A 24258-nucleotide genomic window follows, 5' to 3' on the forward strand; every position below is an offset into this window, starting at 1 on the left:
TCCAATGCTTCAGAACGCGATGCCTGGCTGGCGACGTTATCTGTTTAATAGCAGCCTGCGCTACCTGTTGCGCATCTTTTTCGCGCTTGCGGGCTGTGCGGCAGTGCCGTGGTGGTTGCAGCAGATTGAATGGACGATCCCCTTAACGCTTGGCGTAGTGGCTGCCGCGCTGGCCGATCTTGATGACCGATGGACCGGTCGCCTGCGCAATTTACTGATCACGCTAGTCTGTTTTTGCATTGCGTCAGTATCAGTTGAGCTACTGTTTCCTTATCCGTGGGCGTTCGCCATTGGCTTAGCGCTCTCCAGTTGGGGATTCATTCTGCTGGGTGCATTGGGGCAGCGTTATGCCACTATCGCGTTTGGTGCGCTGTTAATCGCCGTCTATACCATGCTGGGGATTGGTCTCTTCCCGCAGTGGTGGATGCAACCCGCACTGCTGTTGATCGGCGCATTGTGGTACAACCTGCTGACTTTTATTGGTCACCTGATCTTTCCTGTGCGTCCCGTGCAGGAACAGCTGGCAGCCAGCTTCTCGCAACTGGCACGCTATCTGGAAGCCAAAGCGAATCTGTTCGATCCGGACGCTGGGGAACAAGATGACGCCAACATGGTTGCTACCGCCATGGTGAATAGCCAGTTGGTCGCGCAGCTTAATCAGACTAAAACCACCATTCAAAGCCGCTTACGGGGCGATCGCGGTTCACGCAGTACGCGCCGCAGCCTGCACTATTACTTTGTCGCGCAGGATATTCACGAACGCGCCAGTTCTTCTCATCTCCAGTACCACTTGCTGCGCAGCGACTGGCGATATAACGAAGTGCTATTCCGCTTCCAGCGACTGCTCAATATGCAGGCACAAGCGTGTCGTAAGCTGGCAGAAAACATTTTATTGCGCCAGCCGTGGCATCATGACAGCCAGTTTGAACGCACTTTCACCCGGCTTGAAACCGCCCTTGAACGCCTGCAACAGCAAGACCCACAGGACCCTCACATTCGTGCGCTATTTTGGTTACTGCGTAATCTTCGCGCGATTGATGCGCAGTTGGCCTCGATTGAATCGGAGCAAATGCTGGCCGATCCCCCCTCTTCTGGCGATACCCACCTGTCACGCGAAGGACTGAGCGGATGGCAAGATATTCGTCTCCGTTTGAGTCGCCATCTGAGCCCCGGCTCTGCACTGTTTCGCCATGCCGTCCGCATGTCGCTGGTGCTTTGTGTTGGGTACGCCTTCATTCAGATTACCGGTTTGCATCGCGGCTACTGGATTTTGCTCACCAGCTTGTTTGTCTGCCAGCCTAACTACAATGCTACGCGCCGACGTCTTGCCCTGCGTATTGGCGGCACACTGGCCGGCATTGCCATCGGCTTGCCGGTTTTGTGGTTAGTGCCGTCAATCGAGGGACAACTGGTGTTGATTGTGTTAAGCGGCGTGCTGTTTTTTGCCTTCCGCCAGATTCAATATGCGCAAGCCACGCTGTTCATTACCTTGCTGGTACTGCTTTGCTTTAACCTGTTAGGTGAAGGCTTCGAGGTCGCTCTGCCACGCATAGTCGATACGATACTTGGTTGTGGATTAGCCTGGCTGGCAGTGGCCTTTGTCTGGCCAGACTGGCGTTTTCGCAAGATTAGCGCGGTAGCTGACCGCACGCTTAACGCCAACTGCCGTTATCTCGATGCCATTATGGAGCAATACCATCAGGGCAAAGATAATCGCCTGGCCTATCGTGTGGCCCGTCGTGATGCCCACAATGCTGATGCTGAGCTTGCTTCGGTGGTGTCGAACATGAGCAGCGAGCTGAAGTTGCAACAACCGCTGCGCGAAAATGCTTTTCGGCTGTTGTGCCTCAACCATTCGTTCCTGAGCTATATCTCGGCTTTGGGGGCACACCGTGAGCAACTCACAGACCCTGAACTCCTGAGCACATTAGATGATGCCGTGTGCTTTGTGGAGGACGTCCTGCAAATTGAGCGTGTGGCGGATGCACAGGCGTTAGAGATGCAACAACAGCTAATGCAACGCTTAAGCACATTAAAAAACAGTTCAGAGTTGCAGGCACCCCTGGTGATACAGCAGTTAGGTTTGCTGATCGCGTTGCTGCCTGAAATTGCCCGCCTGCGTCGCACCCTGACCAGCCACTAACGTTGTGAACGCTCCACTTTGGGATCGATGTGGAGCGTTTTTACATACCAGGCGTACAACTCTTCTCGCGTGACCACCGGCAGTGCTGCCTGATGATGGCCCGAAATGGCGCCTTCCAGAGCCAGCAGTGTTTTTAAGCCAATATGTTTGTTGACTGCACGCAGTTTCAGCCAACTCTGACGTGACCCCATTTCGTGCAGCAACCTTACCGAACTGATGCCGACTCGATGCAACATCATCTCCATGCGTAAACTCAGGTTAGGCAAATCTTTTAAGCGCAAGGTGACGCTGCGCGTGGCGATTTCGTCCTGAGCGGCTTGCAGTGCACTGGCAGAAAGCTGCAAAAGTTGTTCGGCATCCTGCCATAACGTTGCATCGACCTTGTAGTAGTTCAATTGCACAGGTATGCCACGTTTACGATAGACCAGCGGCTCAAGTGCGCGTCTGGCGTGGTAGACCTGAAGCGCTTCACTGGCACGCAGGTAAAGTGCTTCTTCATTGATGTAGGCAAAAATCACCTTCTCAACCGTCAGCGCATATCCCCCAAACTGGGTGCGTGATTCGATCTTTCCGAGAGGTGCTAACTGCGTTTTTGACTGCACAACCATAGATTTGTTGGTTTTCATTACATCTCCTTTCCGTGAATTCTCATTAGAGAAAATTCCATAAAAACCTGGATATTCATTTGGTTAGAAGATAAAAAAATCCCATTAGCTGTTCAATGAATAAAAACATTTTGGCAGGATGTTGTGCAAAATTTGCGAGGTGTTTTCAGAAATTGAGGTTGATCTTTATCCAGGAAGACATTACTGTATATTCATACAGTCAATCACTGAGTGATTAAATTATGCGTACTCAATACTCTGGCCTTGCTGATCGTTCTTCCCGTTTTGCGACCCCAAGCTTAACGCAACCTTCTCTGGGTGGAATCACTGAACTGCGCTACAGCGAACAACCGGGTATGATGCAGATGCTGCTACTGCCGGTGCTGAAACAGCTCAGTGAACAATCGCGCTGGCAGCTATGGTTAACTCCTGCCCACAAGCTAAACCGTAGCTGGATGCAGCAGTCGGGTCTGCCGTTAGAGAAGAGTATGCATATTACCGAATCAGAGCGACTCAGCACTGTGGAAAGCATGGTGAAAGCGTTGCGTACCGGTAACTACAGTGTCGTATTGGCCTGGATTCCATACGAATTGAACGATGAAGAACGTCTGGAATTGGAATTAGCAGCGTCGGAAGGTGAAGCGCTTGGCTTAATAATGCGTCCACAAGGTCATGAACGCGTCCTGACAAGACAACCTAATCCGTCAAAAATTCCGTCGGATTTGTTTCATTAAGTAAAACCAGGAATTTTCTCACGCTATTTTTTCTTTAGATTGCAGCTAAGCCACTGATTCTTTTCCCGCCAGCTTTGACAATGGTTTAGCCGCTTTTTCTCAATCTGCTAGCGAAGATTTTGCCACGTGATTTGTTAAAATGTGTGTATAAATCCCTGTTTTTTTACTCACTGACCTCACATCATACTTGTAACTTTCCAATCTCGTTGTAGACTTTATCTCGCCAGGGTGCTCAATAACCTCCGTTTTTTCGGTAGAGTCAAAAGCGAGCGTTTAGACCCGGCGAAGGATTAACACAAAGAGCAACCTTTTTGCTCATTGCCTATTTGGATGATAACGAGGCGCAAAAATGAAAAAGACAGCTATCGCAATTGCAGTGGCACTGGCTGGCTTCGCTACCGTAGCGCAGGCCGCCCCTAAAGATAACACCTGGTACACCGGTGCTAAACTGGGCTGGTCTCAGTATCACGATACTGGTTACTACGGTAACGGTTACGAGAACAACAACGGTCCAACTCACGAATCTCAGCTGGGTGCTGGTGCCTTCATGGGCTATCAGGCTAACCCTTACCTGGGCTTCGAGCTGGGCTACGACTGGCTGGGCCGTATGCCTAACAAAGGCAGCGTGACCAATGGCGCGTTCAAAGCACAAGGCGTTCAGCTGGCAGCTAAACTGAGCTACCCAATCACTGACGACTTCGACGTGTACACCCGTCTGGGCGGCATGGTATGGCGTGCAGACTCTACTCAGACCAACCCAGACAACGGCCGCATCAGCAACCACGACACCGGCGTTTCTCCGCTGGCTGCTGTTGGTGTTGAGTACGCACTGACCAAAAACTGGGCAACTCGCCTGGACTATCAGTGGGTTAACAACATCGGTGACGCAGGTACCGTTGGTGCGCGTCCAGACAACAGCATGCTGAGCGTCGGCGTTTCTTACCGTTTCGGTCAGGATGAAGAAGCTGCACCAGTTGTTGCTCCGGCACCAGCTCCAGCGCCAGTTGTTGAAACCAAGCGTTTCACTCTGAAGTCTGACGTTCTGTTCACCTTCAACAAAGCGACCCTGAAGCCAGAAGGCCAGCAGGCTCTGGATCAGCTGTACAGCCAGCTGAGCTCAATGGATCCTAAAGATGGTTCTGTTGTAGTACTGGGCTTCACTGACCGTATCGGTTCAGAGCAGTACAACCAGAAACTGTCTGAGAAACGCGCTCAGTCTGTAGTTGATTACCTGGTATCTAAAGGTATCCCTTCTAACAAGATCTCTGCACGCGGTATGGGCAAATCTAACCCAGTTACTGGCAACACCTGTGACAGCGTGAAAGGCCGCAATGCCCTGATCGACTGCCTGGCGCCAGACCGTCGCGTTGAAATCGACGTGAAAGGTATCAAAGACGTTGTAACTCAGCCACAGGCTTAAGTTATCACGCAATAAAAAACCCCGCTTCGGCGGGGTTTTTTTATGTCTCTGACATCGCGAATGAACAATTTCGCTATTCGTTCTCCGTTCCGCCTTTGCCCAGAATCGCTTGCAAATCCTGCTTCAGAGTCGACATCTGACTGGCATACTTCTCTTTACGTTCTGCATCTTCAATCAACTGCACGATGGTCTCTGACAGCGTGTTGCTGCGTCGTTGAGCCAGTCCTGCCAGTCGTTGCCACACCAGATACTCAAGGTCGATAGACTTCTTACGCGTATGCTGATGCTCCGCATTGAAGTGGCGCTTACGGCGTGCACGGATGGTTTGCTTAAGTCGATTCTCGAGATCAGGATGAATATGCTCAGCAATCCACTCACCAACGTCAACGGGGCTGTTTTCCATTGTCAGTAAGGTATCCACCGCTGCCTGTGCAGCGCTGAGCTCAAGGTGACGGGTGATCGGCTCACCCTCCCGATGCTTTTTCACCAGGTATTTCCACTTCCATCCACTTTCAAGATTTTCGAGTTGCTGGTATTTCATCGGAATCTCATCGTGATCACGTAACAAACTAAGAATAACAGCTTTTTTCCTGGATGCAGCAAGGAAAAACATGTTGCGGTCATCACATTTCGGGCCGGAACTCCGCAGTGCTTAACCCGGTTGATTCCTGTATAATCGCGCTTTTCCTGAATCTGACTAATGCGAATATTTTGACCAGCACTCAAATTACGTGGCAAGCCCTGCAGCCGGATAGCACCCGCTACCAATCCATTTTCTCTCATGTCTCACTGGAGGATAGCGATAGTCTTGCCGCGGTTCAGCCGCGCCTGCTGAATGCGCTGGCGCATTTGCATCATCAAACACTGGGTTTTCCACTGCTGTTATTGCGTAGTCAGGAAAACAGCGACTATCTCGCCTGTATTGCCGAAGCCGCCCAACGCTTCCAGCCCGACGACGTTACGCTGTATGGCGGTGATTATCATGTGATGGGCGATAACATCAGCTTGATGCCACCCAGTGACGCTAATCGCCCCTTCACCAGCCAGGGCGGCGTGCACTACGCTGACTGGATTGAATCGGAACAGCTGTTTGGCTGTGTTCGCCAGTATAAAGATCGTATTCAGCCAGAACCGGGCCTGATTCATCGTGCCAACGGTGGAACCCTAATCCTTTCCGTCAACACGTTGCTGGCTCAACCGCTGCTGTGGCTGCGTTTACGTAAGTGCATTGAGCAAGGGCGCTTTGACTGGTATTCACAGGATGAACGTCAGCCGTTGCCGGTCAGCATCCCTTCGTTACCAATGCAGCTGCGTCTGGTGCTGTGTGGTGACCGTGATGCGCTGGCCAGCTTCCAGGAACTGGATGCTGAAGTGCATGAAATGGCGTTGTACAGCGAATTTGAAGAGAACCTGCAGGTCAATGATGAAGAGGACATGACCTTCTGGTGCCAATGGACACTCACACAGGCAGAGCAAGCTGGGCTGGAGCAACCTGAAGCGGATTTCTGGCCGCTGTTGATCACGGAAGGTGTGCGTTTTACTGGCGATCAAGACACGTTACCGCTCTGTCCACGTTGGTTACGCCGCCAGCTGCAGGAGACTGCGCTGCACGGTGACAACATGAATGCTGAAGCATTGAAAGATGCTCTGGAAGCGCGTGAGTGGCGCGAGAGCTACCTCGCTGAACGTATGCGCGATGAAATCCTGCTTAATCAGATCATGATTGAAACAGAAGGTGAAGTGGTTGGGCAGATCAATGGTCTGTCCGTGGTGGAATTCCCAGGCCACCCACGCCCGTGGGGCGAGCCTTCACGTATTACCTGTGTGGTGCATCCTGGCGATGGCGAATTCACCGATGTTGAACGCAAAGCGGAGTTAGGCGGCAACATTCATGCGAAAGGCATGATGATCATGCAGGCCTATCTGATTGCCGAGTTGGAACTTGATCAGCAGCTCCCCTTCTCTGCGTCGCTGGTGTTTGAACAGTCCTATTCCGAAGTGGATGGTGACAGCGCCTCACTGGCTGAGCTGTGTGCCTTAATCAGCGCACTGGCGAATCAGCCGCTCAATCAGCAAATTGCCGTAACCGGTTCGGTTGATCAGTTTGGTAATGTGCAGCCTGTCGGTGGCCTGAATGAGAAAATTGAAGGCTTCTTCCAGATTTGCCAGTCTCGCGAACTGACCGGTAAACAAGGGGTGATTCTGCCTGCCAGCAACGTACGTCATTTAAGCCTCAGCCAGGCTGTGGTCGATGCGGTGAAACAAGAGCAGTTTCACATCTGGGCGGTCGAAAGCGTCGATGAGGCCCTGCCGCTGCTGACGGGTGTGGCGTGGCAATCTGAAAGCGGTGAGTCACTGTTAAACACCATTCAGGAACGTATTGCCCAGTTCAATCAGCAAGAAATACGCCATCGTCCATGGCCGTTACGCTGGCTCAACTGGTTCAACCACCGCTGATTGATTTGCCCAGCGTACAACTGTTCGCTAATATTCGGGCTTCACTAAAAGAAGGCATATTGAGAACATGGTAGATAAACGCGAATCCTATAGCAAAGAAGACCTGGTTGCCTCAGGTCGCGGCGAACTGTTTGGCGAAAATGGACCGCCGCTTCCCTCTGATAACATGTTGATGATGGACCGCGTGGTCATGATGACCGAAGACGGCGGTAAATTTGACAAAGGTTTTGTGGAAGCCGAACTGGATATCCGCCCTGACCTGTGGTTCTTCGATTGCCACTTCAAAGGCGACCCGGTAATGCCTGGCTGCCTCGGCCTCGATGCCATGTGGCAGTTGGTTGGCTTCTACCTTGGTTGGCTGGGTGCCGAAGGTAAAGGCCGTGCACTGGGCGTGGGTGAAGTGAAATTCACTGGCCAGGTTCTGCCAACGGCGAAAAAAGTGACCTACAAAATTCACTTCAAGCGCGTAATCAACCGTAAACTGGTGATGGGCGTGGCTGACGGTGAAGTGTTTGTCGACGGTAACCTGATTTATACCGCGACCGATTTGAAAGTGGGCCTGTTTAAAGACACCTCTGCTTTCTAATCTCCCAAACGAAAACCTCCGCACGCAGCGGAGGTTTCTTCCTTATTGATAGACATTCGACAGTGCTAGGCCACCGCCGACCTGTCCTCCATGGCCTGACGCCAACCTCCCAACCAGTAAGACCGCGCATCGATCATTTGATAAGGGCATATCTCTTTTGAGCGCCCCGTAATCCCGGCTTGATAGCCTCTTGAATGTGCACGTTCCAGGCGGTCTCTCTTCTGTCTCTTCATGCCTCGTTTCCCTCATTTCAGGTCTGGTGGAATCTGGGTGGAAAGAAAGAGTGGTGTTTTAATGTTCAACCACAGTAATGTTCTAACCCCAAGCAGAAGAAAGGTCAATGCGCAAAATTCACGCCAATGTCATCATTTCGCCGTTAAATCGACATATATAATTGTCAATTCCCTGTATATCTGGCTGATTCGACAATAAAAAAAGCCCCTGATTTGACTGCGATCACACAACAGCAAATCAAGGACTTAGCATAAGCATCGAACAAATCTTAATTTAGAGAAATGACACTATTTGCGATTTGTTGCGCCGTTTGCTGCCAACCGAGAGCCAGAGTACGGACTAAAGCATCATAACCATCTTCCGATTGCGGCAGCGTCAGATTAAAGCCATGTTTGATTAGTCGCCCTTGATGTTGCAGTAGCCACTCGCCGCTGACCACCACCTGACCATCATAACGACCCTGGAATCCAGTGACATTAACGGACAACGTATCGTGGGTATCACCGAGCGGTGAACCGGAGACGAGGCGCCCCGGCAGTGCTTTACTTAAGTTTGTCACCAGCGTTTGTTGCAGTTGCTGGTCAAGCGGGCTGGCCCACAAGTTATTGGCGGCAATCACATATTTCACATCGCTGGTTTGATACACCAACCCATTGCCCGCCATGTAATCGGGGACCGTCACCTGCTCGACCCAAATCATCGGCTGGTTGCCACTGGATGCGCTGTCCACCCGAGCCATATTGCTGCCCGAAGGCAGCTGGTAATAGGTGTTTTCGATGGTGCTGCTGCACCCTGCCAGCAGCAGCAGCGCACCCATAATCAGCCCTTTTCTCACTGTTTCGCCCTCTTTGGCTGCGGATCCTCGCCCGGTTTAGCTTCAAACACCAGCGCGTTGCTCTTGGTATTGAGCGTTTTGAGTACCGGCTGCAGTTCACGAAGTACCTGATCCAATCGCTGCATATCCCCCACCAGCTTGTTGTAAGCGGGCGATCCCGGTTGCAGCCCTTTCATGCTGCGATTCAGCTCACGCAAGGTTTGCTGCATATCCTCAGGTAACTTTTTCATCGCCGGGCTGGCAGTGATTTGATTCAGGTTATCCAGCGTTTTCTGCATATGCTGCATCGTACGCTGGCTCTCTTTCAACGTTCCGGTGGCCTGCTCAAGTAACGGATTAAGAGGAAGCGCGTTGATCTTATCCAGCGCGGCGACCAACTTCTGTTGAATCTGACTCAGCCCACCGCTGACGGTTGGGATCACTTCCAGACCCGCGACTTCGTTCGGCCCTTTGTACGCCGGCGCATTGTCGTAGAAATCCAAATCCACAAACAGCGCACCTGACAGCAGGTTACCGGTTTTCAGCGTGGCGCGCAGGCCGCGCTTCTTACCATCCTGCAGATGCTGCTCAAGATTGAAATCACCACCCAGTCGACTGATAAAACGATCGGGTTCGATGCGAATCAATACTGGCACACGATAATCCGTGTTCAACGCCTGATTCACACCCGGAATGGTGTAAGGCACTTGAGAAACGGTTCCCAGACGAATACCGCGGAACTCAACCGGAGCACCCACCTGCAGGCCACGAATCGAATCGGTGAAGAACAGCAGGAAATCTGTGTGCTGAGTGTAGAGTGAATCCTGGATACTGCGTTGATCGTCAAACAGATGGTATTCCGCTTTGTTGTCGGCAACCTGCCCCAGTTCCGCACCATCTGGCACGTCAAAACTGACACCGCCGCTAAACAGCGTGGTCAACGATCCCATTTCAACCCGCATGCCCGATGCCGACATATCGACGGCAATGCCGCTGTCTTTCCAGAAGCGCACATTGGTAGTGACAAGACGATCATAAGGTGCAGCGATAAACAGCTGATAGGTCATCATGCGCTTTTCGGTATCAAAGGTACTGGTCTCAACCGTACCGACACGATAACCCCGGAACAGCACCGGATCGCCTGCATTAAGCTGACCGGCCTTTTTGCTATCCAGCGTCACGCGAATACCTTTGGCATCTGGTGGAGCCAGCGGAGGCGCATCAAGTAGCTGATAACGTTCAGGTTGGTCGCCTTTAGTACCCGGCTGAAGTTCGATATAGGCACCTGACAGCAAAGTGCCAAGACCCGTAATCCCTTCGCGTCCAATTTGTGGTTTCACTACCCAGAACACGCTGTCGCCATGCAACAGTTTTTCCATACCTGAATTGAGGCGTGCCTTGATCTCCACATGGTGCAGATCATCCGTCAACACCGCACTTTCCACCACACCGACGTTAACGCTGCGGCTTTTAATGGTGGTTTTTCCGGCCTCGATGCCTTCAGCGCTCTCGGTGATCAACGTCACTTCCGGGCCCTGATGGCTAAAATGATAAAACAGGATCCAGCCACCAATTAATAGCGTGACGATAGGTACGATCCATACCGGTGACCAGCGTTTAATCTGGTCTACCTCAGCAGTCCCGTGATGGTTGTCCGTCAAGACGCGGCTCCTTACGTTCAGTTTCCCGTAGTCGATCCCAAATCAGGCGCGGATCAAAGGTCATGGCTGCAAACATGGTGAGAATCACCACCATCGCAAACAGTAGCGCGCCTGGCGCAGGATAAACACTCATCAACCGTCCCATCCGCACCAACGCGGAGAGAATGGCGATCACAAACACATCGATCATTGACCAGCGGCCAACAAATTCCACCACCTCATAAATCAGGTGCATTTTTTCGTCATCGCGCTGCCCGCGTCCGCTGGCGTGCCAGCAAAGCCAGGCAATCGCCAACATTTTCAATGTCGGCACCATAATACTGGCTACAAAGATCACCAGCGCTACCGGCCATGAGCCATCACTCCACAGCAGAATCACACCGGCCATGATGTTCGAGGGATATTGTGAACCCAGCGTTTCGGTCACCATGATCGGCATAATATTCGAGGGGATGTAGAGCATCACTGAGGTGATCAGCAGCGCCAGCGTCCATTGCAAACTGTGTTTCCGCCGAGCTGGCGCGACTACGCCACAACGTGGGCACTCCCCCTGCGCAGTGGATAATATCGCAGTACAACAAGGGCAACTGCGTAGTCCCTGCTTCAGGCCACTGATCCCCGCCATTGGGACGATGGGTAGTGGAGGAAGAGGATCGATGCGCTGCCATACCCAACGGCGATCAACACACTGAAAAGCGCGCAGTTGCAAGACACAAAACAGGCACCACGGCCAGAAGCTACTGCCCAGACCAATATCGCCATATGCCATCAGCTTGACGAAACTCACCAGCACACCAGCCATAAAGATTTCGGCCATGCCCCAGCTACGCAGCTGGAAAAGAATACGTGCCAGCCCCAGCCTGAGGCTATGCGGCATACGTACCCGATTGACCAGCAAAATAATGGTGATCATGCAGAAAGCCGGAATGCCCTGCACAAACAGCATGAACAGCGTGGCCAGGCTGCGATAGTCTTCGCGGTCCATCACTTGGGGAATTTCGAGCAGCGAAATCTGGCTGCTCAACCCCGCAACATGCATGTTGATGAAAGGAAAAAGATTCGCCAGCACCAGCATAAAGAGTGCCGCGCAAGCGTACCCGGTTGGGCGTTTGCGCGGCTCATGCCAGTTAGCAGTGAGCGTGGTGTGACAACGTGGACAACGCGCGCGGCTGCCCACCGGCACGGCAGGCAGTTTCACGGTTAAATCACACTGTGGACAGAGTATCCACTGATGCGCCTGATCCGTTGCACACATGCTGACTTCCTCTGTGTTACGCGCCGTTTTTCAACGCTTCTAACTCTTCCCAGCGCTCAAACGCCACTTCCAGCTCTTGTTCGGTTTGCGCTAATGCATCCAGGACAGGCTGGGTCTTATCGTGTGGCTGGCTGAAAAAGTCCGGATGGCTCATTTTCGCCTGCAATTCACCGATACGTGTTTCCAGTTGCTCCAGTTTTTGCGGTAGCTGTTCCAGTTCACGCGTCAGGTTATAGCTTAGCTTGCCTGCGCTACGTTTGGACGCATCGGTTTTTTCGGCCGGTTTTGCCGCTGGAGAAGCGCTTTTCACCGCAGACGATTTAGTCTGTTTGTAAGCACTCCGCTGCAACTGCGCATCATGGTAGCCGCCGACAAAGGCACCGATCTCACCATTACCTTCAAAGATCCAGCACTCAGTGACGGTGTTATCCACGAATTGACGGTCATGGCTGACCAGCATCACGGTGCCCTGATAGCCATCCACCAGCTCTTCCAACAACTCCAGCGTTTCCACGTCGAGGTCGTTGGTCGGTTCATCAAGAATCAGCAGGTTGCTTGGCTTAAGGAACAGACGCGCCAGCAACAGGCGATTACGCTCACCGCCAGACAAGGCACGCACCGGCGTCATCGCACGTTTCGGATGGAACAGGAAGTCCTGAAGATAACCCAGCACGTGACGCGGCTTACCGTTAACCATCACTTCCTGTTTACCTTCCGCGAGGTTATCCATCACGGTACGATCCGGGTCCAGCTCAGCACGATGCTGGTCAAAGTAAGCAATTTCTAACTTGGTGCCACAATGCACGCGGCCGCTATCGGCCTTGAGCTGATCCAGCATCAGGCGCAGTAAAGTGGTTTTACCGCAGCCGTTCGGACCGATAAGCGCAATTTTATCACCGCGCTGCACCTGAGTAGAGAAGTCACGCACCAGCGTTTTGCCCTCTACGCTGTAATTGACGTTCTCCAGCTCGAAGACAATTTTACCTGAGCGCGCGGCTTCGCCGACCTGCATATTGGCTTTGCCCATCACATCGCGGCGCTCAGAGCGTTCACGACGCAGCGCCTTCAAAGCACGCACACGGCCTTCGTTACGGGTACGACGCGCTTTGATGCCCTGACGGATCCACACTTCTTCCTGCGCCAGCTTGCGGTCAAACTCAGCGTTCTGCATCTCTTCCACACGCAGCGCTTCTTCTTTACCCAACAGGAACTGGTCGTAGTCACCTGGCCAGGAGACCAGTTTGCCGCGATCGAGATCGACAATACGCGTCGCCATATTGCGAATGAATGAACGGTCATGCGAAATAAACACGATGCTGCCGGTAAAGGTTTTGAGGAACGTCTCCAACCAGTCGATGGTTTCGATATCGAGGTGGTTAGTCGGTTCGTCGAGCATCAACACGCGCGGATTGCTGACCAGCGCACGGCCAAGCGCCGCTTTACGCAGCCATCCGCCGGAGAGTGAAGAAAGCTCGGTATCCGCCTCTAAACCAATCTGCTGCAAGACGTCGTTGATACGGCTGTCCAACTGCCACAGATTCTGGTGATCCAGAATGGTTTGCAGTCGCCCCATCTCATTCAGGTTTTTCTCGCTCGGATCTTCCATCACCAGATGGGAAATCGCGTGGTAAGCCTTAAGGTGCTCCGCCTGCTCCGCCACACCTTCAGCAACGAAGTCATAAACCGAACCGGTAATGTTACGCGGTGGGTCCTGTTGCAGGCGCGAGACCACCAAATCCTGCTCATAAATAATGCGGCCATCATCCAGCGGTTGTTCACCATTGATGATTTTCATCAACGTGGATTTGCCTGCGCCGTTACGGCCGACCAGACAGACGCGCTCGCCTTCTTCGATGTGCAGTTCGGTGTTATCCAACAGCGGCGCATCGCTGAAAGAGAGGTAAGCGCCATGGATACTGATCAGTGACATAAAACTTATTCCTTACCGGCGTGGCTAACCAGCCAGCAGTTGTGAATTTGACGATTGCGCGCAAAATCTTGCGACAACGTTTTTTGGGTAATTTCCTGCGCCTGCAGACCAAGACGGGCTAAGCCATCGAGATCCATTTTGAAGCCGCGCTTGTTATTAGAGAACATAATGGTGCCACCGCGACGCAGCAGACGTTTCAGATTCTGCATCAGCATCATGTGATCGCGCTGCACGTCGAAATCTTCTTCCATACGTTTGGAGTTAGAGAACGTCGGCGGATCGATGAAGATCAAATCAAACTGCTCGTCACTGTCACGCAGCCAGCTCAGGCAATCCGCGTGCATTAAACGGTGTTGGCGTCCGGTCAGGCCATTAAGACGCAGGTTACGCTCAGCCCACTCCAGATAGGTGCGTGACATATCCACGGTGGTGGTGGTTTTTGCCCCACCCAAACCGGCGTGCACACTGGCCGTGCCGGTGTAAGCAAACAGGTTAAGGAAATCTTTGCCCGCGCTCATTTTACCCAGCATCTGACGCGCCAGACGGTGGTCGAGGAACAGACCGGTATCCAGATAGTCAGTGAGATTCACCAGCAGACGCGCGTCAAACTCCTGAACTTCGAAGAAGTCACCCTTCTCGCCTAATTTCTGATACTGGTTTTTCCCTTTCTGCCGTTCACGGGTTTTCATCACCAAACGGTTAGCGGGGATCTCCAGCACGCTCAGGGTCGCACTGATGACGTCAAACAGACGCTGGCGTGCTTTATTGGCATCGACCGTTTTAGGGGGAGCATATTCCTGAATCACTACCCACTCACCGTAACGGTCAACCGCCACGTTGTACTCTGGCAGGTCGGCATCATACAGGCGATAGCATTCAATGTTGGATTGACGCGCCCACTTCTCCAGCTTCTTCAGGTTTTTGCGCAGACGGTTGGCGAAGTCTTCCGCGATCTGTGCGCTACCTTCACCACTGTTGGCGGCCAGCTGGTAGTTTTTCTGCACGCATTCCAGCGGGCCATTTTTCGCTTTGAACTGGCGTTCGGCGCGCAGTTGCAGGCAGCTCAACAGTTCCGGGGAAGCGCTAAACAGCGACAGATTCCAGCCACCAAATTGCTGTTTCATGATACGGCCAAGCAGACTATGCAGGGCGATCAGTGCTGGTTCACTTTCCAGACGCTCACCGTAAGGTGGGTTGCTTAGCACCGTGCCCGTCACATCCTGACCCGCCAGCGGATTTTTCAGCTTGATGACATCCTGCTGCGCGAAGGTAAATAGTTCGAACACCCCTGCACGACGCGCGTTAGCACGTGCAGATTCCAGCACCCGGCTGTCATTGTCATAACCAAAGAAACGGGCAGTCGCGGAAGAGGTACCGATGCGCGCACGCTCTTTTGCTTCGCTGTGCACTTCCTGCCAGACCGCTTGATTATGATTTTTCCAGCGATTGAAACCCCAATGGGTACGCAACAAGCCTGGCGCGCGATCGGTGGCGATCAACGCAGCTTCCAGCAGTAAGGTGCCGGAACCACACATTGGATCGATCAGCGGTGTGCTGCTCTGCCAGCCGGAGCGCATCACAATGGCGGCCGCCAGCGTTTCTTTCAACGGCGCCGGGCCGGTTTGCTGGCGATAACCACGCTGATGCAGCGCATCGCCACTGAGATCCAGGGCGATGCTCACGCGATCTTTATTCAGCCACGCATTAATACGAATCCCCGGCTGTTCACGATCAACGCTCGGACGTTCCAGGTTCTGACGCGTAAAGCTATCTACAATTGCGTCTTTGATGCGCAACGCACCAAACTGGCTGTTGCGGATCACTTCGTTGGTGCCGCTGAAGTGGATCGCAAAACTGGTGTTGCTGTCGAACATCTCGGTCCAGGGGATACTTTGCGCCCCAACATAGAGATCGAGATCGCTCCAGACGCCAAATTCTCCCAGCGGCAGCAAAATACGCGAAGCCAGGCGGCTCCACAGCAGGCTTTGGTACATCACACGGTCGTCGGCTCGGAAGTGGACGCCGCCCTGCACCACCTGCAAATCCTGCGCACCCAGCGCGTCCAGCTCAGTTTTTAACAGCTCTTCGAGCCCACGCGCCGTACTGGCAAACAGAGAATTCATATCGTCACTTTTTACTCTTGCTAAAATTGTTGCGCATTATAGCGAATCAGCGTCCTATGTCATAAAGTTAGCTTCTTTTTGTCTTGTTGGAGTTTTGATGATTACGCTCTCTCGCCTCTACATTCATCCGGTCAAATCCATGCGCGGTTTGCAACTGTCTCATGCACAGGTACTGGAGAGCGGTTTAGCGTTTGATCGCATCTTTATGGTGACAGAGTTAGACGGGACGTTTATTACCGCCCGGCAGTATCCGGAAATGGTTCGCTTTACCCCAGCGCTGTTACCCGATGGCTTATTTCTCAATGCGCCCGATGGCAGCCAGGCGCTGATCCGCTTCAGCGATTTCACCGCACAGCAGGCACCGACTGAAGTGTGGGGCAATACTTTCACTTCACATATCGCGCCTGCAGAGATTAACCAGTGGCTGAGCAGTTTCTTCCCGCGCCCGGTGCAGTTGCGCTGGACCGGAATCGCGCCAACCCGCCGGGTGAAACGCTTTGAAAGCGTGCCGCTTAGTTTTGCTGACGGTTTTCCTTTCCTGCTGGTGAATATGTCGTCTTTACAGGATCTCCAGCAACGCTGCCCCGCCAGCGTTCGGGTCGAGCAATTCCGTCCTAATCTGGTGGTCAGTGGTGCCGCTGCCTGGGATGAAGACAGCTGGAAGACCCTCAAAATTGGCGATGTCACCTTTGAGATGCCCAAACCCTGCAGCCGCTGTGTGTTCACCACCGTTGGTACCGAAAGCGGACGTAAACATCCTGAGGGCGAACCACTGGCCACGTTGCAACGCTTCCGCAGCGGCCAGGATGGCAGCGGCGATATCGATTTTGGTTTGAATCTCATCGCGCTGAACAGCGGCGTGATTCGGGTGGGCGATACAGTCACCATTCTTGAGCGACAGACGCCGCGAGCTTATGGTCCAGGTGAGGTGGTAGAAACGCTGAAGCCGGCCGCCAGCAACCAGGCTGAAGTGACCATTGGCTATCAGGGAAATGCGTTTATCGGTGACAATCAGCAAGTGTTGCTGGAACAGTTGGAGATGCAGGGCTTTCGCATCCCTTACTCCTGTCGTGCCGGGATTTGCGGCAGTTGCAAGGTAACGCTGGTCTCTGGCGAAGTAAAAGCACTGAAGAAAAGTGCAGTGCGTGCAGATGGCACCATTCTCAGCTGCAGCTGTATTCCGGCAGGTGACATCGAACTGGCGTAAGCGTTTAAACAGCTCTCGCCAGGTGGGCTGCTTGTTCCTGCTGGTGAGGATGCAGGCGATCGTTCATGATCTTGATTGCATCGCCTAACTGCATGCCTTTACCGGCAACCGATAACGCATTTTGTGCCAGCAGGCACAGCGCCGCATTTTCACCGCTCTCAACCACCAGCAACTGCGCCCGCTCTCCGGTGTCCGCTAATGTCACGGCGACCATATCGCCCGCACCGGGCTGCCAGCTTTGCGCATGGCTGGTGAAATGCCAGCTTTTCGGCATAAGAGGTTTGAGAAAACGGCTGGCGACCAAGGCATTTAATACTAATTCGGCACGTTGATCGCCTTTTAATCCACTCTGACGGCAACGTTCTTCAAAAGTAAAATACAACGCGGCGTCATCCACGCAAAAACCGCTTTCATTAAAGGCATCCGGCGTCAGCATTTTACGCGAGAAGCGCGAGCGAAATAACATGCCGTCTGCCAAATCCAGCATCATGCGGTCATGCTCTGCGTCGAAATACCAACGCCAGTTGTCATCAGGTTTAATTTTCATGATGTGCCCTGTAGTTTATCGCTGCGCTAAACGGCGCTTAATTTTAAAATATACCCGTCATACTTCTAACCGCAGTTGCGTTGGCTGCGCGTGCTCACCCCAGTCACTTACTGATGTAAGCTCATGGGGATTCCCCCACTTGCCGTCTTGCTGCAACTCGAATTATTTAGGGTATATAACGCTAAAGAAAAGCTGAAAAATGCATCAGCAGCACAAAATATAAACGAGCCGAAGGGATAAATAAACCCCCCGGCGCGGGAAAGTGAGAAATGTCTTAGAGGTGGGTCACGATATCTTTAATTAACGTTGGGCCTTTATAAATGAAACCGGAGTATATCTGTACCAAGGTTGCACCGGCTGCGACTTTTTCACGTGCAGAAACCAGCGAATCAATGCCACCGACACCAATAATGGGCAAACGGCCCTGAAGCTCCTGCGACAGGCGGCGGATCACTTCCGTGCTGCGGGATTGCACCGGACGGCCACTTAATCCCCCCATTTCGTCAGCATATTTTACGCCCGTCACCAATGCACGATCGAGTGTGGTATTTGTCGCAATCACGCCGTCAATTTCATGGCGCACCAAACTGTCGGCAACCTGGATCAATTCTTCCTCTGAAAGATCCGGCGCGATCTTCACCGCTACTGGCACATATTTAAGCTGCCGTTCTTGCAGTTCTTTTTGTTTTAATTTGATCGCAGACAGAAGATCGTCCAGCGCTTCGCCATATTGCAGCGTGCGTAATCCCGGTGTGTTCGGTGAGGAAATATTGATGGCAATATAACCGGCATGGGCATACACCTTCTCCATGCAGGTCAGATAATCGTCTTTACCCTGCTCCACTGGCGTATCTTTATTTTTGCCAATATTGATACCGAGGATACCTTTAAACCGCGCCTTTTTAACGTTCTCGACCAGGTGATCGACACCGTGATTATTAAAGCCCATGCGGTTAATAATTCCTTCCGCTTCCACTAAGCGGAACATACGCGGCTTATCATTACCCGGTTGTGGGCGTGGCGTGACAGTCCCCACTTCTACAAAACCGAAGCCCATCGCGCCGAAAGCATCAATGCACTCCGCATTCTTATCAAGCCCTGCGGCAAGGCCCAGCGCGTTCGGGAAAGTCAGTCCCATGCAACTGACCGGGCGCGACGGCAGCGACTGGCAAATCAGCCCTTCCAGCGGGGTACCGCTGATAAAACGTAATTGTTGCAAGGTGAGTTCGTGCGCACGCTCTGGATCGAGCTTAAACAGCGCCGGCCGGACGATAGGATATAACATGCACTCTCCTGAATGGCGGAAGCGAGGGAAGTCGGGTGCACGCAAATTTGTGCGCCAGAATGGTAAAGGCCTCTGGCGCAAAAGTAAATTTAATCAGGTGATGCAGAGTTGATCGAAGTCAGCGCTTACCGGTATAGCGTGCTAACAGACTGCGACTTGCCTTCAAACCGTTATAAAGCATGGGATAGTACCACTGCAGTTTCATGCGCTTGCTCTCGCCGGTCACTTTACGGATCAACTGGTCGATGGTGACGTGCCACTCCTTGGGGACGTCGATGTTATTTTTGCGCATCTCAATCAAACAACCGTACATCACCGGTTCGTAATAGCGGTCCATCAGCCACTCATCGGCAGGCATACCCCACGCTTGCATAAAGCTTTCGCTGTTACCGCGTGCAATAAAGTAGTTTTCAACCCAGGCAAAAGTGGCTTTGCGTTGTGACAGCGAAGTCACCATAAAACGCTTGTAGTAATAGCTTTCGCCTGTGAGCACCACTTCCTGCGCCTGCATGTACAAGGCAAACATGTAGGGCGCATCCTCATGGTTTTGAATCGGCAGAAATTGCACCCCCACCCTTTCAATCAAATGGCGTGAGACAATACTGCTCCACAACACGCGATGCGCAGATTGGTGTGTGATCATATTGCGGAGGGTAGTGCTGCCGCCGGGAAACGCGCCCTGGATACGTCGTTGGTGAAAAAGTTGATATTGCCGCTGGGCGACGGGCAAGTCCGTAAACATTTTGGCGCCAAAGCAGAACAACTCCATTTCGGGATGCTGTGCCTTTGCGCGACGGAAATCAGCGAACAGGGTTTTACCGATGAAATCATCCGCATCCATAAAATAGATGAAGTCGCCGGTGGCAATCTCCAAACCAAGCGTGCGCGCCGCACTGACGCCGCCACGCTGCGCCTGCAACACCGTGATTTGTGGATAGCGAGCCGCCATCTCTTCTAGTAGCGCCACGCTGTTGTCCGTTGAGCCATCATCAATTACGATGATTTGCTCGGGAGGAGAAGATTGACCTACCAGCGAATCTATCGCTTCCCCTAACCATGGAGCGCAGTTCCAGTTAGGCACGATCACCGTCATGCTCACGCCGTTCATTCTCTCTCCTCAACGTTAAAGCCTTTATTGAACGGCAGCAGACGCTTGATCACCAGGCTGTGTAAGAGACAACACACTCCCAGATTGACCATGCCAATCAGCCCGAGCCATAACAGATTCAGCCAGCGATTTTGATCCCAACTAATGGGCAGGAGTGAGCAGAGCCAGGCCATAACCGCCGCAACAACCCATACCAGCAACACATCACGCGTTAACCATGCGAAATGAATGCCCGGCGCGAAGCGGCGATGCACCAGCCACGCCCACCCCAGCAGGTAGAACACGTTTTGCCCCAGCCATAACCAGCCGGTACCCATCGCGCCAAAGTGGAGAGCCGCAAAAATATTGAGCGGCACCAGAATAATGGCAAAACAGGAGAAACCTTTAACATGCAGCTTGAGGTTGCCGTTGACGTATTGCAGGTGATATAGCAAGCCACATATTGCCTGCACGCCACTGCCCAGCGCATAGAGGCTGAGGACAAACGACATCTCATTCACCACCTGCTGATTCTGCGTCCATGCCCACAACAGCGGTGCAGAGAAGCACGCAATGGTGATACTGAGCGGAGCCATAAATATCGCCACCGCTTGGGTGGTATACCGATACAGCGTCAGCGACTGGGCATCACCCTCTTTTTTGGTTTTCATCCCGGTCATACGCGGCACGATAGCCTGCATAATCGGGCTGCTCAGCAAAATAATCCCGGTGGCGGCCGTCGCGACCACGGTAAAGGAACCGTATTCGCTCAACGGCAACGTTTTTGACAGTACCAGACGGTCAATCTGAGAAATGAACGTCCATACGGCGCTGGCGTAGGCCGCACTCAGTGCGAAGCGAATAAAAGGTTTAAGTACCTGCTTTAAATTCTCATGCTTCTGTTTGCGCGCTGAAGCTGGCACCAACTGGAAACATTTGTAAATCAGACATACCGCTTCGGCGATCGAGACCAGTAACTGCCAGATAAAGAAACTCAAAACCGGATTGGAAAACAGTTGGATCACCAGGATGGCACCAAACGTTCTCAGCGTGACGATCACCAGATTGACGCCGTTGAGCCACACCTGATGTTCAAAGCCGACGATGACACTGCGATACGGGCTGGTACGCCAACGAATAGCGGCGGTGATGACCATAATCGCTACTGCAGTCACCACATCTGAAGATGGAAGATGCTGTGCATCCAGCCAATGATGCGCAATCCATGGCGTGGCCAGCCAACCGATGACCACTAAAATCACGGTCGAAATCAGGAAGAATGTTGACAGTGCGGCAAATAAAGAGGGAAACCAGATAAATTCAGCCTGGTTAGCACGATAGCGCGCGGCCTCACGCATCAACGTCGTTGAAACACCCGCATCTAACAACTGTAACCAGGTCAGTAAAATCGAAAAGAAACCGACTAAACCATACGCTTCCATCCCCAAATGATGAATATAGAGCGGTACAACCAGAATACCCGAGAGTGTCAGGTAAATCTGACCTACATAGTTGGCAATAGCGTTACGTTTAATTGACATAAGTATTGAGGTGTCTGGGAAATTTCGCTGAAAAACAGAGCCTGACACAGAACACCCTAACTGCCTACCAGACTTATTCTTAATTTTATCCTTGGTGCTAAATTAAGATTTTTGACATGCCATTTCGGCCATGAAAAAGAATTCACTGGGATGGCTAAAAATAACCAACCCCAATCTTCTCATGGGCCGAAGGAAAGTGAATTGAAGTTAAAATGCACATTATCTGTAACATCTTTAGCCGTCATGACGATAATTATTACACTTTTCTTGCAGAAACAGCCGGTCGTGGTTATTTCCTTTCTTCGGAATAAAATGGAATTACGCAGCGCGTTTTAATGTTTTCGCCACTTTAATATTCTGCAACAGAATAAACATTTCTGGCCGATGGATAAGTAGCCACTCTTTAATATTGGCTGGATCGTACTGTCCGCCTAAAAAACGAATCGCATTAATCACATACTCGGGTACTGCGGTGCCATTATAGAGCGAGAGGTAAATCATTAAGCGGAACGAGTGCAATAAATACTCTTTCTCAAGCTTCAGTTTCAACGGAGAGTGGCCCAGCGCGATTTTTAAGGTGCTGAATGCCTGCATAAAGGCGTTATAGCGCTGCAGGAAATAGTCATCACTCTTCCTGCTGTTCGTCAGTGAACCGTTACGCACGCGTTGATGATAATAAACTTTCTGGCTGACCCACGCATGTTGTGAGTAAACAAACGCCGACAAGGTGAACTGGTGATCCTCATGAACGCGGTCGCGAAAGCGGAGACGATGCTGTTCGACCAACGCTCTCTTCACGGCATAATTCCATGCAGCTGAGGTGTAACTACCATTGCACAGCAGGCGGGAAAACACCTGTTGAGACGGTTGTTTGCCGAACGTTTCATGACGGACTTTGGGGCGAGTGATGTGTCGCTGCCCCTCCTCGAACATTTGCGAACTGAAGCAGAACAGCTCGGTTTCTGGGTACGTTTGGTAGACTTGCTGTAATTCCTCCACCAAACCATCGGCCACAATATCATCTGGATCGCAAAAGAATAAAAACTCCCCTTGCGCAGCTTCAATCCCCTTGTCACGCGCTTGTCCTGCGCCAACATTTATCGTGGTAATAATCTTTACCTGTGGTAGATGCCCATAATGTTGTTCAACTAGCGCCAGCGTGCCGTCAGTCGAACCATCATTAATGATAATAATCTCATTGGGTGTACTTATTTGTTTAAGCAACGCGTCAACACATTCGACGATATAATTCTCTACATTGAATGTAGGAATAATCACAGATAACAGGACTTTAGACATAAACCTTTCCCGATAACGGTTGAAAGAAAATAAACCCTCAGGTCAATACCCGCGAGTTAAAAGCATTACGCTCAACAGTTAAACGCACGATAAACAGCAATAATGTTAATTCCGGGATCAGTTAAGCAGAGGGGTTTTTTATTTCACAGGGCCAAACAATAATTAAGTGAATTAAATCAATTCCCATACATTACGCCCATTAACCTCTTAGCTGATCTCGCTAAAAGGCGCATTAATAACTTTTACGTTTCCCGCTAGAGGGAAAGGCTGGTTACATATTTTATGTATGAAGTCATGTCTAAAATGGCTTATCTAAAGAAAATAAACAGATAGTGTTAAATACATTCTTTCAATTAAAGCTAAACGGTGTTTAAACGTGCCTTATGTTGCTACTGATTTACCTCGTTTTTTTTCTGTATTTTCCTGTTGATATTTCTTAGGGTACTCATACCCACTCAATCGACATGAGTTTGACCAAACGTAACCACGGTTACACCTCTCTTTCAGAAAAAATATCATTTCGATAGCAACGATTAGCCACGGTTTAATTCACGGCTGGTAATCAATGCATCGGGTGTGGGTGCCGGTTTTTAAGATTATTCGCAATTCGGTAGAACCACATCTATTGCGCCCATTCTGCCGCAATCATCCTTTTTGCAGTTTCTGCCTTTTTATTGCCAGATAAATCATTTAAGCCCATCCCCCTGCTCTGCCAGTATTGAACACATCAGTTCTCAATATCAGATAACCAATAACTTTCAGTTATAAGGAGTGACCATGCGGGTTATTACGCTGGCGGGTAGCCCTCGCTTCCCTTCACGCTCTACGGCACTGCTCAGCCTATGCCAACACGCGCTGGAAGCACGCGGTGTTGAGGTGATTCCATGGAATATTCACAATTTTCAGCCGGAGGATCTCCTCTACGCACGTTTTGATTCCCCTGCACTGGCGGCACTTAAAGCCGATCTGGCTATCGCCGATGGCCTGATTGTCGCCACGCCCATTTATAAAGCATCGTTCTCTGGCGCGTTGAAAACGCTGCTAGATCTGCTGCCGGAACGTGCCCTGGAACATAAAGTGGTGCTGCCACTGGCCAGCGGTGGCAGTGCTTCGCATATACTGGCGGTGGATTATGCCCTCAAGCCGGTGCTTAACGCCCTGAAAGCGCAGGAAGTACTGCATGGCGTATTTGCCACTGACGGTCAGATTCTGCATTACGACCGCCAACCAGAACTGGACCAGCAACTGGCCGCTCGTATTGATGATGCGTTAGAGACCTTCTGGCATGCGCTGCATCGTCGCCATCAACCCTATGCTCACGCGGTTTAAA

General features: G+C 51.7%; 20 protein-coding genes. 7 read left to right on the plus strand and 13 right to left on the minus strand.

Translation table 11 applies throughout. The annotated features are described in order from the left end of the window. Positions 1–4: 4 nt before the first annotated feature. Complete coding sequence (yccS, locus tag ACPUC8_RS04915) at positions 5–2143, plus strand: YccS family putative transporter (protein ID WP_039328954.1); 2139 nt, start codon at positions 5–7, stop codon at positions 2141–2143. Here yccS and ACPUC8_RS04920 read toward each other — a convergent pair. Next, positions 2140–2769: a TfoX/Sxy family DNA transformation protein gene (locus ACPUC8_RS04920; protein WP_039328955.1), complete on the minus strand. Its 630-nt coding sequence runs from the start codon at positions 2767–2769 to the stop codon at positions 2140–2142. The genes yccS and ACPUC8_RS04920 overlap by 4 nt on opposite strands. A 221-nt stretch (positions 2770–2990) precedes the next feature. Between ACPUC8_RS04920 and sulA the strand changes: the two genes are divergently transcribed. Together sulA and ompA are read left to right on the plus strand one after the other, a co-directional pair. Continuing rightward, a complete protein-coding gene (sulA, locus tag ACPUC8_RS04925) occupies positions 2991–3482 on the plus strand; it encodes an SOS-induced cell division inhibitor SulA (protein WP_039328957.1) in 492 nt (163 codons plus the stop codon). Between the two features lie 349 nt (positions 3483–3831). Continuing rightward, on the plus strand, positions 3832–4902 hold the full coding sequence (gene ompA, locus ACPUC8_RS04930; RefSeq protein ID WP_039328959.1) for a porin OmpA: 1071 nt from the start codon (positions 3832–3834) through the stop codon (positions 4900–4902). A gap of 73 nt (positions 4903–4975) precedes the next feature. On the opposite strand, the gene matP is transcribed toward ompA, so the two are convergent. Continuing rightward, positions 4976–5443 carry a macrodomain Ter protein MatP gene (gene matP, locus ACPUC8_RS04935; protein WP_282997114.1) on the minus strand — a complete coding sequence of 156 codons (468 nt, stop codon included), beginning with the start codon at positions 5441–5443 and terminating at the stop codon, positions 4976–4978. Positions 5444–5496: 53 nt separating this feature from the next. Here matP and ACPUC8_RS04940 point away from each other — a divergent pair, with 53 nt between their 5' ends. Together ACPUC8_RS04940 and fabA are read left to right on the plus strand one after the other, a co-directional pair. Further along, positions 5497–7359, plus strand: a complete 1863-nt coding sequence (locus ACPUC8_RS04940; RefSeq protein WP_052205974.1) for an AAA family ATPase — start codon at positions 5497–5499, stop codon at positions 7357–7359. A 67-nt stretch (positions 7360–7426) separates the two neighbouring features. Next, the gene (fabA, locus tag ACPUC8_RS04945) at positions 7427–7945 is read left to right on the plus strand and encodes a bifunctional 3-hydroxydecanoyl-ACP dehydratase/trans-2-decenoyl-ACP isomerase (protein WP_034820448.1); all 519 of its coding nucleotides are present in this window, start codon (positions 7427–7429) and stop codon (positions 7943–7945) included. A gap of 65 nt (positions 7946–8010) precedes the next feature. Here the strand turns inward: fabA and rmf are convergent, their stop codons facing one another. The 6 genes from rmf to rlmKL form a co-directional block, all read right to left on the minus strand. Beyond that, positions 8011–8178 carry a ribosome modulation factor gene (gene rmf, locus ACPUC8_RS04950; protein ID WP_007887362.1) on the minus strand — a complete coding sequence of 56 codons (168 nt, stop codon included), beginning with the start codon at positions 8176–8178 and terminating at the stop codon, positions 8011–8013. 269 nt (positions 8179–8447) lie between these two features. Beyond that, the gene (pqiC, locus tag ACPUC8_RS04955) at positions 8448–9014 is read right to left on the minus strand and encodes a membrane integrity-associated transporter subunit PqiC (RefSeq protein ID WP_039328963.1); all 567 of its coding nucleotides are present in this window, start codon (positions 9012–9014) and stop codon (positions 8448–8450) included. Then, positions 9011–10654: an intermembrane transport protein PqiB gene (pqiB, locus tag ACPUC8_RS04960; protein ID WP_039328964.1), complete on the minus strand. Its 1644-nt coding sequence runs from the start codon at positions 10652–10654 to the stop codon at positions 9011–9013. Before pqiB ends, pqiC begins: the two co-directional genes overlap by 4 nt. Next, positions 10626–11909: a membrane integrity-associated transporter subunit PqiA gene (pqiA, locus tag ACPUC8_RS04965; protein WP_039328965.1), complete on the minus strand. Its 1284-nt coding sequence runs from the start codon at positions 11907–11909 to the stop codon at positions 10626–10628. The genes pqiB and pqiA overlap by 29 nt, the downstream gene beginning before the upstream one ends. A gap of 16 nt (positions 11910–11925) precedes the next feature. Further along, complete coding sequence (locus ACPUC8_RS04970; RefSeq protein WP_039328966.1) at positions 11926–13839, minus strand: ABC transporter ATP-binding protein; 1914 nt, start codon at positions 13837–13839, stop codon at positions 11926–11928. 5 nt (positions 13840–13844) lie between these two features. Then, positions 13845–15962, minus strand: coding sequence for a bifunctional 23S rRNA (guanine(2069)-N(7))-methyltransferase RlmK/23S rRNA (guanine(2445)-N(2))-methyltransferase RlmL (gene rlmKL / locus ACPUC8_RS04975; RefSeq protein WP_494925678.1), 2118 nt, complete (start codon positions 15960–15962; stop codon positions 13845–13847). 97 nt (positions 15963–16059) lie between these two features. On the opposite strand from rlmKL, the gene ACPUC8_RS04980 reads away from it, so the two are divergent. Then, positions 16060–17169: a YcbX family protein gene (locus tag ACPUC8_RS04980; RefSeq protein WP_058969344.1), complete on the plus strand. Its 1110-nt coding sequence runs from the start codon at positions 16060–16062 to the stop codon at positions 17167–17169. A gap of 4 nt (positions 17170–17173) precedes the next feature. Here the strand turns inward: ACPUC8_RS04980 and ACPUC8_RS04985 are convergent, their stop codons facing one another. The 5 genes from ACPUC8_RS04985 to ACPUC8_RS05005 form a co-directional block, all read right to left on the minus strand. Beyond that, positions 17174–17716, minus strand: coding sequence for a cell division protein ZapC (locus tag ACPUC8_RS04985; RefSeq protein WP_039328969.1), 543 nt, complete (start codon positions 17714–17716; stop codon positions 17174–17176). A 274-nt stretch (positions 17717–17990) separates the two neighbouring features. Next, positions 17991–19001 carry a quinone-dependent dihydroorotate dehydrogenase gene (gene pyrD, locus ACPUC8_RS04990; RefSeq protein ID WP_494925679.1) on the minus strand — a complete coding sequence of 337 codons (1011 nt, stop codon included), beginning with the start codon at positions 18999–19001 and terminating at the stop codon, positions 17991–17993. Positions 19002–19119: 118 nt separating this feature from the next. Further along, positions 19120–20109, minus strand: a complete 990-nt coding sequence (locus ACPUC8_RS04995) for a glycosyltransferase family 2 protein (RefSeq protein WP_058969340.1) — start codon at positions 20107–20109, stop codon at positions 19120–19122. Beyond that, positions 20106–21629: a lipopolysaccharide biosynthesis protein gene (locus ACPUC8_RS05000; RefSeq protein WP_494925680.1), complete on the minus strand. Its 1524-nt coding sequence runs from the start codon at positions 21627–21629 to the stop codon at positions 20106–20108. Before ACPUC8_RS05000 ends, ACPUC8_RS04995 begins: the two co-directional genes overlap by 4 nt. A 318-nt stretch (positions 21630–21947) precedes the next feature. After that, complete coding sequence (locus ACPUC8_RS05005; RefSeq protein WP_494925681.1) at positions 21948–22928, minus strand: glycosyltransferase family 2 protein; 981 nt, start codon at positions 22926–22928, stop codon at positions 21948–21950. 777 nt (positions 22929–23705) lie between these two features. On the opposite strand from ACPUC8_RS05005, the gene ssuE reads away from it, so the two are divergent. Continuing rightward, positions 23706–24257, plus strand: a complete 552-nt coding sequence (gene ssuE, locus ACPUC8_RS05010) for an NADPH-dependent FMN reductase (RefSeq protein WP_494925682.1) — start codon at positions 23706–23708, stop codon at positions 24255–24257. Position 24258 lies beyond the last annotated feature (1 nt).

This window comes from Pantoea sp. CFCC18177, from assembly GCF_059412425.1.

Coding starts and splice junctions, on each gene's coding strand:
- yccS (WP_039328954.1), top strand. CDS start 5: ATGCTTCAGAACGCGATGCCTGGCTGGCGACGTTATCTGTTTAATAGC.
- ACPUC8_RS04920 (WP_039328955.1), bottom strand. CDS start 2,769: ATGAAAACCAACAAATCTATGGTTGTGCAGTCAAAAACGCAGTTAGCA.
- sulA (WP_039328957.1), top strand. CDS start 2,991: ATGCGTACTCAATACTCTGGCCTTGCTGATCGTTCTTCCCGTTTTGCG.
- ompA (WP_039328959.1), top strand. CDS start 3,832: ATGAAAAAGACAGCTATCGCAATTGCAGTGGCACTGGCTGGCTTCGCT.
- matP (WP_282997114.1), bottom strand. CDS start 5,443: ATGAAATACCAGCAACTCGAAAATCTTGAAAGTGGATGGAAGTGGAAA.
- ACPUC8_RS04940 (WP_052205974.1), top strand. CDS start 5,497: ATGCAGCAAGGAAAAACATGTTGCGGTCATCACATTTCGGGCCGGAAC.
- fabA (WP_034820448.1), top strand. CDS start 7,427: ATGGTAGATAAACGCGAATCCTATAGCAAAGAAGACCTGGTTGCCTCA.
- rmf (WP_007887362.1), bottom strand. CDS start 8,178: ATGAAGAGACAGAAGAGAGACCGCCTGGAACGTGCACATTCAAGAGGC.
- pqiA (WP_039328965.1), bottom strand. CDS start 11,909: ATGTGTGCAACGGATCAGGCGCATCAGTGGATACTCTGTCCACAGTGT.
- ACPUC8_RS04970 (WP_039328966.1), bottom strand. CDS start 13,839: ATGTCACTGATCAGTATCCATGGCGCTTACCTCTCTTTCAGCGATGCG.
- rlmKL (WP_494925678.1), bottom strand. CDS start 15,962: ATGAATTCTCTGTTTGCCAGTACGGCGCGTGGGCTCGAAGAGCTGTTA.
- ACPUC8_RS04980 (WP_058969344.1), top strand. CDS start 16,060: ATGATTACGCTCTCTCGCCTCTACATTCATCCGGTCAAATCCATGCGC.
- ACPUC8_RS04985 (WP_039328969.1), bottom strand. CDS start 17,716: ATGAAAATTAAACCTGATGACAACTGGCGTTGGTATTTCGACGCAGAG.
- pyrD (WP_494925679.1), bottom strand. CDS start 19,001: ATGTTATATCCTATCGTCCGGCCGGCGCTGTTTAAGCTCGATCCAGAG.
- ACPUC8_RS04995 (WP_058969340.1), bottom strand. CDS start 20,109: ATGAACGGCGTGAGCATGACGGTGATCGTGCCTAACTGGAACTGCGCT.
- ACPUC8_RS05000 (WP_494925680.1), bottom strand. CDS start 21,629: ATGTCAATTAAACGTAACGCTATTGCCAACTATGTAGGTCAGATTTAC.
- ACPUC8_RS05005 (WP_494925681.1), bottom strand. CDS start 22,928: ATGTCTAAAGTCCTGTTATCTGTGATTATTCCTACATTCAATGTAGAG.
- ssuE (WP_494925682.1), top strand. CDS start 23,706: ATGCGGGTTATTACGCTGGCGGGTAGCCCTCGCTTCCCTTCACGCTCT.